Origin of the sequence: Mycobacterium sp. IDR2000157661 (assembly GCF_022317005.1) — a bacterium.
GTDB lineage: Bacteria > Actinomycetota > Actinomycetes > Mycobacteriales > Mycobacteriaceae > Mycobacterium.
Window position 1 is genome coordinate 241,894 of the sequence record NZ_CP081006.1, and the last position, 10,257, is coordinate 252,150.

The following is a 10,257-nucleotide window of genomic DNA, read 5'->3' on the forward strand; positions in this document are numbered from 1 at the left end:
CCGGAACCCGACGTGCCCCAACTCTACGCAACCGCCGATCGGCGTTGAGCTAGCAACGGGGACGTTCGCCACCGGCGGAAAGCGTCTTGAGCGCGTCCACCGCCGTCGTCAGCGTGTCCACCTTCACCAGTTCAAGGCCGTCCTGCGGCGCGGTCTTGGCTTCTTCACAGTTGTCGGCGGGCACCAGGAACACGGTAGCCCCGGCCTCCCGCGCCGCCAGCATCTTGTGCGTGATGCCGCCGATCGAACCGACTTCGCCGTCACCGGTGATGGTGCCCGAGCCCGCGACGAAGCGACCGTCGTTGAGGTCACCGGTGGTCAGTTTGTCGACCACGGCCAGGGAGAACATCAGACCCGCCGACGGGCCACCGATGTTGGCGAGGTTGAAGTCGATGGAGAACGGCGCCCAAGGAGCATCGAGCACCCCGATCCCGAGGTAGCCCTGATCGCGGTCGGGATGCTTGCCCAGCGTGATGGTCGCGACGCCGGGCGGACCGTCCTTGCGGCGGTAGTCGAGCACCACTTCGTCACCGGGTTGGGTGTCCTTGAGCAGTGCCTGGAACTGCTCGAGGGTGGCCACCGGCTTACCGTTCACGGCGTCGATGGCATCACCGGCCTGCAACTTGCCCGCCGAGGGCCCGTCGTCGTTGACGTTCTCCACCGTCACGGACATCGGGTAGTCGAGGTACATCAGCGCGGCGTACTCGGCGCTGCGCTCGGAGTCGCGGAAGTCGGTGGTGTTGGCCTCGTCGATCTCCTCGCGCGTCTTGTCCGGCGGGTACACCAGATCGCGCGGCACCAACTGCTCGCGGCCCGACAGCCACAACGCCATCGCCTGACCCAGTGTCAGATCGCTGTGCTGCGACACCGTGGTCATGTTCAGATGACCCGAGGTCGGATACACGTCGGCGCCCTCGATGTCGACGACTTCTTTGCCCTCGACCTCGCCCAGCGTGTTGAACGTCGGCCCCGGCCCCAGCGAGACGTAGGGCACCGTCACGACCGACACCAGCACCCCGAACACCAGGATGGGGACCAGCGCGACGACCAACGTCAGTATCCGCCTGTTCACGCCGCCCAATGTAGAGGTTGGGGCGCACGTGCCCCCGCGCGCGAGACCTGCATCACGGCGGTGCGACGGCTCGATCGGCGCGCGAGGCCGCCGGTCCTTCCCCAGGTTCGCTGTCGGCGTGACCTGCCCGACCACACCCTCTGGCGCCGATGAGTACGGTTGAAGGCATGCCTGACGTGCCTTTCGGTTTCTCCCCAGGAGACGACCCCGAGCGCGACAAGCGCAAGAAGGACCCCGAGTCGGGCTCGGGCGCGGACCCGTTCAGCTCCGGCTTCGGGCCCGGCGGATCCGAGTTCGACATCTCCCAGCTCGGGCAGATCTTCACCCGGCTCGGCGAGATGTTCAGCGGCGCAGGCAACGTGATGGCCGGCGGCACGCAGTCCGGCCCCGTCAACTACGACCTGGCCCGGCAGCTCGCGTCGAGCCAGATCGGGTTCGTCGCGCCGGTGACCGAGGGCACGAGCGCGGCGATCGCCGACGCCGTGCACCTGGCCGAAACCTGGCTCGACGGGGTGACGGCCTTGCCTGCGGGCACCAGCAAGGCGGTGGCGTGGACGCCGACCGACTGGATCGACAACACGCTCGACCGATGGAAGCGGCTGTGCGATCCGGTGGCCGAGCAGATCTCCACGGTATGGGCCTCCGCGCTTCCCGAAGAAGCCAGGAGCATGGCCGGGCCGCTGCTGTCGATGATGACGCAGATGGGAGGCATGGCCTTCGGGTCGCAGCTGGGCCAGGCGCTGGGCAAGCTGTCACGCGAAGTGCTGACCTCCACCGACGTCGGACTGCCGCTGGGCCCAAAGGGCGTGGCGGCGCTGCTGCCGGAGGCCGTTGAGGCCATGTCGGAAGGGCTCGAGCAGCCGCGCAGCGAGATCATGACCTTCCTCGCCGCGCGCGAGGCCGCCCACCATCGCCTGTTCAGCCACGTGCCGTGGCTGGCGAGCCAGCTGCTCAGTGCCGTCGAGGCGTTCGCCCGCGGCATGAAGATCGACATGACCGGCATCGAGGAGCTCGCCCAGGGCTTCAACCCGGCCGCGCTGACCGACCCGTCACAGATGGAGCAGTTGCTCAACCAGGGCATCTTCGAGCCGAAGGCCACGCCCGAGCAGACGGCCGCGCTGGAGCGCCTCGAGACGCTGCTGGCGCTCATCGAGGGCTGGGTACAGACCGTCGTCACCGCTGCGCTCGGCGACCGGATTCCCGGCACGTCGGCGCTGTCGGAGACGATGCGGCGACGGCGCGCCACCGGGGGGCCCGCCGAGCAGACCTTCGGCACCCTGGTCGGTCTGGAGCTGCGGCCCCGCAAGATGCGCGAGGCCGCGGTGCTGTGGGAGCGGCTGACCGAGGCCGTCGGCGCCGACGCCCGCGACGGGGTGTGGCAGCATCCCGATCTACTGCCCACGACCGAGGACCTCGACGAGCCGGCCGGCTTCATCGACCGGATGATCGGCGGCGACACCAGCGGGTTCGACAGCGCCATCGCCGACGCCCTTAACCAGGAGCCCGGTCCCGAGAAGCCCGGCGACGAGGACGACGGCCCCCGCCGCTGAGCCTGTGGATAACCGGGCGGCGCAACGGCCCGGCCGTGGCACGCTCAAGCGATGACGCACTACGCGTTGAGCCCGGCGACTCCCGTCCTGCTGCGCCCCGACGGCGCCGTCCAAGTGGGCTGGGACCCGCGGCGCGCCGTGGTGATCCGTCCGCCCGGCGCGCTGTCGCCCCCCACCCTGGCCGCACTGCTGCGCCGCATGCAGTCCGGCGCCACCCTTACCGACCTGCAATCCGGCCTGCCCGCCGCCGACGCGGCGACCGTCGAGGAGCTGGTCACGTCGTTGGTCGCGGCCGGGCTGGTGACCATTCAAGCGCGGCCGCGGCTGAGGACGGCCGCCGTCCGCATCCACGGCCGCGGGCCGCTCTCGGACCTGCTGGCCGGTGCGCTGCGCTGCTCGGGCACCAGGATCACTCAGAGCAGCCGCACCCACGCCGGCGCGCCGCCGGAGCCGACGGACCTGGTGGTGCTGGCCGACTACCTGGTGGCCGATCCGCGGGTGGTTCGCGACTTGAGGGCGTGCGGCGTGGCGCACCTGCCGGTGCGGGTGCGCGACGGCGTCGGGCTGGTGGGGCCGTTGGTGATCCCAGGCGTCACTTCGTGCCTGGAGTGCGCCGATCTGCACCGCAGTGACCGCGATGCGGCCTGGCCGGCCGTCGCGGCGCAGCTGCGCCACGCCGTCGGCAGCGCCGACCGGGCCACGGTGCTGGCGACCGCGGCGCTCGCGCTCAACCAGATCGACCGCGTCGTGCGCGCGGTGCGTGGGGGCGAGGACCCGCGCCGGCCCGCCGAGCCGCCGCCCACCCTGGACACCACGCTGGAGTTCGACGTCAACGTCGGCTCGGTGCTGGCGCGGCGCTGGTCGCGCCATCCGCGGTGCTCGTGTTGACATCGGCTGTTGGCAAGTCGTTGCGATGTGTTCAGCCGCGTCGTGGATGATGGTCTGGTGAGCGAGATCAAGCGGGGCCGGGCCGCGCGCAATGCCAAGCTGGCAAGCCTGCCCGTCGGCATGGCCGGCCGGGCCGCGTTGGGCTTCGGCAAACGGTTGACCGGGAAGTCGAGGGACGAGGTCAACGCCGAACTCATGGACCGGGCCGCCCAGCAGCTGTTCACCGTGCTGGGTGAGCTCAAGGGCGGCGCCATGAAGGTCGGCCAGGCGCTGTCGGTGATGGAGGCCGCCATCCCCGAGCAGTACGGCAAGCCGTACCGCGAGGCGCTGACCAAGTTGCAGCGCGAGGCGCCGCCGCTGCCCGCCGCCAGGGTGCACCGGGTGCTCGATCAGCAACTCGGCACGAAGTGGCGTGAACGGTTCACCTCGTTCGAGGACAAGCCGATCGCCTCGGCCAGCATCGGCCAGGTGCACAAGGCGGTGTGGGCCGACGGTCGCGAGGTCGCGGTCAAGATTCAGTACCCCGGCGCCGACGAGGCGTTGCGCGCCGATTTGAAGACGATGCAGCGCATGGTCGGCGTGCTCAAGCAGCTCTCCCCCGGTGCTGACGTGGACAGCGTGGTCGACGAGTTGATCGAGCGCACCGAAATGGAACTCGACTACCGCCTGGAGGCCGACAATCAGCGCGCGTTCGCCAAGGCCTACCAGGGGCATCCCCACTTCACCGTGCCGCACATCGTGGCCAGCGCGCCGAAGGTGGTGATCCAGGAGTGGATCGAGGGCGTGCCGATGTCGGTGATCATCCGGGAGGGCACCCAGGAGCAGCGGGACCTGATGGCCACCAGGCTGTTCGAGCTCACCTACGACGCGCCGCGGCGGCTGGAGATGATGCACGGTGACGCGCATCCGGGCAATTTCATGCTGCTGCCCGACAACAAGATGGGCGTCATCGACTTCGGCGCCGTCGCTCCCCTGCCCGGCGGCATCCCGATCGAGATCGGTCTGTCGACACGCTATGCGCTGTACGACGATTACGAGAACCTGCTGACCACCATGCAGAAGATCGGGTTCGTCCAGCGCGGCGAGCAAGTCTCCAAACGCGAGATGGACGACATCATGCGGCAATACGTCGAGCCGCTGGAGGTCGAGACGTTCCACTACACGCGCACATGGCTTCAGAAGCTGACCGCGGCGAACATGAAGCCGGACCGGGCGGCGGGCCAGATCAAGGCCGCACGCCAGATGGACCTGCCCGCCAAGCTGGCGATCCCGCTTCGGGTCATCGCGTCCTGTGTTGCGATCGCGTGCCAGCTCGACGCGCATGTGCCGGCCAAACAGCTTGCCACCGAACTGATTCCGGGATTCGCCGACCAGGCTGCGTAGGTCGTCTCGCCACTCCTCCGCCGCTGCACGCGAGTCGGAAACATGTTGCGGCAGCGGTTTTCGTCATAGTTCGACGCTCGACGGGAAACCCGGCAGCGGCTACGCGGCTGCCGGGCTTCCGGTGTTCTTGCGGGGCCGTCCCCGTGGACGCTTGCGGGCGATGACCACACCCCGTTCGATGATCTCGCCGCCCCAGACGCCCCAGGGTTCCTGGCGTTCCAGCGCGGCGGCCAGGCACTCGCGGCGGATCGGGCAATCCGCGCACAGGGCCTTGGCGCGCTCGAGTTCGACGGGGTTCTCGGCGAACCACAGATCCGGATCGGCTCTGTGACACGGCACCGCCAACTTCGTTCTCTCGCGGCATGTCCCGGATGACATGTCGGGTCCTTTCTCGCTTGCTTGTCGTTTCTGTTGACTTCTGCGGGATCCGGGACTAATCGTCGAGGGCTTCGGAAAAGACGAAGGCCACGGATCCGATGACTGCGGTCCGTGGCCTTGGGGGCGAGATCTGGGCTTACCTAGGTGGTGCCCCGATCGACGGACGATGCAGTCGCGGCGGTGCGGCGCTTGCGCGGCGTAATGACGGCGGCAGCATTCGCGGCGGCGTGCGCGACGAACGCGGGATGCGCGGTGGCAGCGAAGACGACGTTGCCTACGCCGGTGAACGCGTAATGGCTCTCCATGATCTCGGCACCCTCCTTCCGCACGCGTGAACCCATCAGGTGTGTGATCTTGAGGCTAAGCCTAACAGCCCGTGGCCACAACCGATTTTCTGACCTGCGGTTTTGGCGCGATCTTTACGACTTCTGGCGGCCTTTGACCATGGCGAGGACGTCGCCGCCGTACTGCTCGAGCTTGCGCGCGCCGATTCCCGGTATCGCGACCAGCGCGGCGTCGTCGACTGGCAACGTCTCGGCGATCGCGATCAGCGTGTTGTCGGTGAACACCACGTAGGCCGGCACGCTCATCTCCTTGGCGGTGCGCAACCGCCAGTCCTTGAGTTCGGTGAGAAGGGCCTCGTCGATGTCCGAGGGGCAGCCCTCGCAGCGGCGCAACATGATCGCCGGCGGTGTGGTGAGCACGCTGTTGCAGACCCGGCAACGAGGGGTGGCGCCGCGGGGGCGCCGCGGTTTCGACGGCGCGCCGGGGTCGGCCGATGTGTTCGGGGCGATGCCGTTGAGGAAGCGTGACGGCTTGCGGGTCTGCCGTCCGCCGGGGGTTCTCGAGAGCGCCCAGCTGAGCGTGAGATGCACTCGCGCCCTGGTGATTCCGACGTAGAGTAATCGCCGTTCCTCTTCGACGGCTTCGCTGTCGGGGCCGTGGGCGAGCGCGTGGGAGATCGGCAATGTGCCGTCGGCGAGCCCGACCAGGAACACCGCGTCCCATTCCAGTCCCTTCGCGGCGTGCAACGACGCCAGCGTGACGCCCTGCACCACGGGTGGATGACGCGCGTCGGCGCGCTGCCGCAGTTCGTTGATCAACGCCCGCAGGTCCAGCGACGGGCGCAGCGCCACCTCCTCGTCGACGAGGTCGGCGAGCGCCGTCAACGCCTCCCACCGCTCGCGGGCCTTGGTGCCCGCGGGCGCTTCATCGGTGAGACCCAGCGGGTGCAGCACCGCCCGCACGACGTCGGGCAGTTTGTCGGAATCGCGTGCCGCATCCTTCTCGGAGGCGCGCTGCAGCGCGACCAGCGACTGACGGATCTCCTGGCGGCTGAAGAAACCCTCGCCGCCGCGGACCTGGAACGGGATCCCGGCCTCGGTGAGCGCTTCCTCGTAGACCTCCGACTGCGCGTTGATGCGGTAGAGCACCGCGACCTCGGCCGGTTCGGTGCCCGATTCGAGGAGTCGCTTGATGCTCTTGGCGACCGCGGCGGCCTCCGCGACCTCGTCGGGGTATTCGGCGAACGACGGCGCCGGGCCGGGGTCGCGCTGGCCGACCAGGTGCAGCTTGCTGCCCGCCATCCGGCCCCGCGCGGCGGCGATGACCCGGTTGGCCAGCGACACCACCTGCGGGGTGGACCGGTAGTCGCGTTCCAGCCGGACCACCGCGGCGTCGGGGAACCGCCGGGAGAAGTCGAGCAGATAGCGCGGGGTGGCACCGGTGAACGAATAGATGGTCTGGTTGGCGTCGCCGACGACGGTCAGGTCATCGCGGCCGCCGAGCCAGGCGTCGAGCACCCGCTGCTGCAGCGGCGTGACGTCCTGGTATTCGTCGACGACGAAGCAGCGGTAGCGGTCCCGGAACTCCTGGGCCACGGCGGCGTCGTTCTCGATCGCCGCGGCGGTGTGCAGCAGCAGATCGTCGAAATCAAGGAGTGTGGTGTCGTCGCGGCGGGTCTTGAGCGCCTCGTAGCCGGCGTAGACGGCCGCGACCTTGGCGGCGTCCAGGGGGATGTCGCGACCGGCCTGACCGACCGCAGCGGCGTAACCCTCGGGGCTGATCAACGACGACTTGGCCCACTCGATCTCGCCCGCGAGGTCCCGCACGTCATCGGTGCTGGTGCTCAGCCCGGCCCGGTTGGCGGCCTGGGCCACCACGGAGAACTTGGTGTCGAGCAGCTGCCATGAGGTGTTGCCGACGACCCTCGGCCAGAAGTACGCCAGTTGGCGGCGGGCGGCGGCGTGAAACGTCATCGCCTGCACCGAGCCGGTGCCCACACCGCCGAGAGCACCGTCGAGCGCGCGCAGCCGTCCCCGCATCTCCCCCGCCGCACGCGAGGTGAACGTCACCGCCAACACCTGCCCGGGCGCGACGTGGCCGGCGGCGACCAGATGCGCGATGCGGCGGGTGATGGTGCGGGTCTTGCCCGTGCCCGCGCCGGCCAGCACACATACCGGCCCGCGGGCGGCCAGCACGGCCTCGCGCTGTTGGTCGTCGAGGTCGTCGAAGGGGTTCGCGCCGGCGCGCGAGACGACCTCTACCGACATGCGGTCCATCTTGACAGGGCGCGGTGACAATGCGCCGGACGCCGTCGGGCATGTTCGCCCGATCAGCTACGTTGAATGGCGTTATGAGCGCAGCGCAGACTTCCGTGACCATGTACACCACCACCTGGTGTGGCTACTGCTTCCGCCTGAAAAAGGTGATGCAGAAGGAGGGCATCGCGTTCACCGAGGTCGATATCGAGAAGGATCCCGCCGCCGCGGAGTTCGTCGCATCGGTCAACGGCGGCAACCAGACGGTGCCGACCCTCAAGTTCGCCGACGGCTCGACGCTCACGAACCCGAGCGGCGCCGAGGTCAAGGCCAAGCTGACCGGTTGAGCGTCAGTCGAGTGCGGCCCAGGACTCGATGATCTCCCTGGCGATGGAGATGGAGCCGGGCAGCAGCAGCCGCGACTGCGACTGGCTGCTCCAGTCCCCGTGCTCGAGCGCATCGCGGATCTCGGCGCGGGAGAACCAGTGCGCTTCGGCGATCTCGCCGTCGTTGAAGGAGAACTCCTGCTCGGGATCGGCGATCGCGTGGAAGCCGACCATCAGCGACCGGGGGAAGGGCCACGGCTGACTGCCGAGATAGCGCACGTCGGTCACCGTCAGCCCGATCTCCTCGGCGATCTCGCGCACCACACACGACTCGAAGGACTCCCCCGCCTCGACGAAGCCGGCCAGGATCGAGAACAGCCGCTCGGGCCACACCGTCTGGCGGGCCAGGACAGCGCGGTCGTGGCCGTCGTGCACCAGGCAGATCACCGCGGGGTCGATCCGGGGGAACTCCTCGTGACCGTTGACCGGGTTGACCCGCGACCATCCGCCCTTGCTGGGCTTGGTGGGTGAACCGTCGAGGGTGCTGAACCGCGCACTGTCGTGCCAGTTGAGCAGTGCGGTCGCCGTCGCGACGAGTTGCGCGCTGACGTCGTCGAAGACCTGGCCGGCGCGGCGCAGGTCGAGTACCTCGCTCTCGGTGTGCGGATCCTCGGGTCCCTCCAGCGCCGACCGGATGCCCCAGACGTGTCTGCCGTCGACGAGCCGGCCCAGGAACACCGCGTTCTCCGGCGGTTTCGCGCCGAGGTTGGCGGCGCTGCCGAGAACCACCTGACCACCGGAGATCAGCACCTGGTTGCGCCGGTCGACTCGCAGCACCAGCGCGTCCGGCCAACCTGCCAACGCCGCGTCGACGTCTGTGCGCAGCACATCGGCCCGGTCCGCGCCGACGCGCGAGAGCAGCGGAACGTTGCGGAGCGAGAATCCGCCGGCGGTCATCGCAGTCTGTTCTTCGCGCAAGCGTCCCCCGCAAGCGGGAGGTGCCCCCACATCACCGCTCGGCGTCTTGGCTGCGGATGTAGAGCAGCCGGTCGCCGATCTCGAGGGAGTCGACCTGCGGATCGTCCACGCGCAGCAGCTTTGCGCTGCGCACCACGCCCAGCACGATGTCCGACAGATGCCGCGGCGAGCCGCCCGCCTCTTTCGGGGTGATCTCGCGCTCGGCGATGGCGAAGCCGGCGTCCGGGGTGAGCAGATCCTCCATCATCTCCACGACGCTGGGCGTCTGCACGGCGATGCCCAGCAGTCTGCCTGCGGTCTCCGATGTCACGACCGTGGAGTCGGCGCCGGACTGTTCGAGCAGATGCTGGTTCTCCGCCTCGCGGACCGCGGCGATGATCTTGGCCTTCGGGGCGAGTTCGCGGGCGGTCAGCGTGACGAGGACGGCGGTGTCGTCGCGGTTGGTGGCGACGATGATCGCCTTCGCGTGCTGGGCACTGGCCAGCCGCAGCACCTCCGAGTCCGTCGCGCTGCCGCGAACCGTCACCAGGCCGGCACTCTTGGCGCGTTCCAGCGCGGCGGGGTTCTCGTCGACGACGACGATGTCGGCCGGGGCGACCTCGTCACCGACCATGGCGGCCACCGCGGTTCGGCCCTTCGTGCCGTATCCGATGACCACGGTGTGGTTGCGCACTTTGTTCCTCCACTGCTGAATCTTGAACGCCTGCCTTGACTCGGTCGTCAAGGTCTCGACCGTCGTACCGATGAGGACGATCAGGAATGCGACCCGTAGCGGGGTGATCACCACGATGTTGACGAACCGGGCGGCCTCGGTGATCGGCGCGATGTCGCCGTAGCCGGTGGTCGACAGGGACACGGTCGCGTAGTAGAAGCAGTCGAGCAGCGACAGGCCGTTCTTCTGAGTGTCCGAATAGCCGTCGCGATCGATGTAGACGATCAACACGACGGCGCACAGCACGGCGAAGGCGATGACGATGCGCTTGGTGATGCGCGACCACGGGCTGGGGATGTCCCGGGGGATGGTGACCCGATCGACCAGGGAATGGACGGGCTGCTCGGCCAGCGATTGGTTGATCCGGCCGAGTTGGCGCCTCAACCGTCCGTTAGCCACGAGGGTCCGTCACCGCATGGGACTGCCGCAC

10 protein-coding genes are annotated in these 10,257 nt (G+C 68.9%); 4 read left to right on the plus strand and 6 right to left on the minus strand.

Annotation, left to right across the window (positions count from 1 at the left end):
- Positions 1 to 49: 49 nt before the first annotated feature.
- On the minus strand, positions 50 to 1,072 hold the full coding sequence (locus tag K3G64_RS02090; RefSeq protein WP_238888621.1) for a YlbL family protein: 1,023 nt from the start codon (positions 1,070 to 1,072) through the stop codon (positions 50 to 52).
- 149 nt (positions 1,073 to 1,221) lie between these two features.
- On the opposite strand from K3G64_RS02090, the gene K3G64_RS02095 reads away from it, so the two are divergent.
- The 3 genes from K3G64_RS02095 to K3G64_RS02105 are packed head-to-tail and all read left to right on the plus strand — an operon-like array spanning position 1,222 to position 4,893.
- A complete protein-coding gene (locus K3G64_RS02095; protein ID WP_238888625.1) occupies positions 1,222 to 2,622 on the plus strand; it encodes a zinc-dependent metalloprotease in 1,401 nt (466 codons plus the stop codon).
- A 51-nt stretch (positions 2,623 to 2,673) separates the two neighbouring features.
- Positions 2,674 to 3,510, plus strand: a complete 837-nt coding sequence (locus K3G64_RS02100; RefSeq protein ID WP_238888626.1) for a cyclodehydratase — start codon at positions 2,674 to 2,676, stop codon at positions 3,508 to 3,510.
- Positions 3,511 to 3,552: 42 nt separating this feature from the next.
- Positions 3,553 to 4,893 (plus strand): macrolide-binding ATPase MABP-1, encoded by a 1,341-nt coding sequence (locus K3G64_RS02105; RefSeq protein ID WP_238888628.1) that lies wholly within the window; start codon positions 3,553 to 3,555, stop codon positions 4,891 to 4,893.
- Positions 4,894 to 4,992: 99 nt separating this feature from the next.
- On the opposite strand, the gene K3G64_RS02110 is transcribed toward K3G64_RS02105, so the two are convergent.
- The 3 genes from K3G64_RS02110 to K3G64_RS02120 form a co-directional block, all read right to left on the minus strand.
- Complete coding sequence (locus tag K3G64_RS02110) at positions 4,993 to 5,271, minus strand: WhiB family transcriptional regulator (RefSeq protein WP_238888629.1); 279 nt, start codon at positions 5,269 to 5,271, stop codon at positions 4,993 to 4,995.
- Positions 5,272 to 5,411: 140 nt separating this feature from the next.
- A complete protein-coding gene (locus tag K3G64_RS02115) occupies positions 5,412 to 5,600 on the minus strand; it encodes a hypothetical protein (RefSeq protein ID WP_238888630.1) in 189 nt (62 codons plus the stop codon).
- Positions 5,601 to 5,690: 90 nt separating this feature from the next.
- Positions 5,691 to 7,823 (minus strand): ATP-dependent DNA helicase UvrD2, encoded by a 2,133-nt coding sequence (locus tag K3G64_RS02120; RefSeq protein ID WP_238888631.1) that lies wholly within the window; start codon positions 7,821 to 7,823, stop codon positions 5,691 to 5,693.
- An 83-nt stretch (positions 7,824 to 7,906) separates the two neighbouring features.
- Between K3G64_RS02120 and K3G64_RS02125 the strand changes: the two genes are divergently transcribed.
- Positions 7,907 to 8,158: a mycoredoxin gene (locus K3G64_RS02125; protein ID WP_238888632.1), complete on the plus strand. Its 252-nt coding sequence runs from the start codon at positions 7,907 to 7,909 to the stop codon at positions 8,156 to 8,158.
- A 3-nt stretch (positions 8,159 to 8,161) separates the two neighbouring features.
- Here K3G64_RS02125 and nudC read toward each other — a convergent pair whose 3' ends face one another.
- Together nudC and K3G64_RS02135 are read right to left on the minus strand one after the other, a co-directional pair.
- On the minus strand, positions 8,162 to 9,094 hold the full coding sequence (nudC, locus tag K3G64_RS02130) for an NAD(+) diphosphatase (protein ID WP_238888633.1): 933 nt from the start codon (positions 9,092 to 9,094) through the stop codon (positions 8,162 to 8,164).
- Positions 9,095 to 9,146: 52 nt separating this feature from the next.
- Positions 9,147 to 10,226, minus strand: a complete 1,080-nt coding sequence (locus tag K3G64_RS02135) for a potassium channel family protein (protein ID WP_238888634.1) — start codon at positions 10,224 to 10,226, stop codon at positions 9,147 to 9,149.
- Positions 10,227 to 10,257: the final 31 nt, after the last annotated feature.

What these genes read in the sequence shown, in the direction of transcription:
- K3G64_RS02125 (WP_238888632.1), top strand. Translation starts at nt 7,907, where the DNA reads ATGAGCGCAGCGCAGACTTCCGTGACCATGTACACCACCACCTGGTGT.
- K3G64_RS02120 (WP_238888631.1), bottom strand. Translation starts at nt 7,823, where the DNA reads ATGTCGGTAGAGGTCGTCTCGCGCGCCGGCGCGAACCCCTTCGACGAC.
- K3G64_RS02095 (WP_238888625.1), top strand. Translation starts at nt 1,222, where the DNA reads ATGAGTACGGTTGAAGGCATGCCTGACGTGCCTTTCGGTTTCTCCCCA.
- nudC (WP_238888633.1), bottom strand. Translation starts at nt 9,094, where the DNA reads ATGACCGCCGGCGGATTCTCGCTCCGCAACGTTCCGCTGCTCTCGCGC.
- K3G64_RS02100 (WP_238888626.1), top strand. Translation starts at nt 2,674, where the DNA reads ATGACGCACTACGCGTTGAGCCCGGCGACTCCCGTCCTGCTGCGCCCC.
- K3G64_RS02110 (WP_238888629.1), bottom strand. Translation starts at nt 5,271, where the DNA reads ATGTCATCCGGGACATGCCGCGAGAGAACGAAGTTGGCGGTGCCGTGT.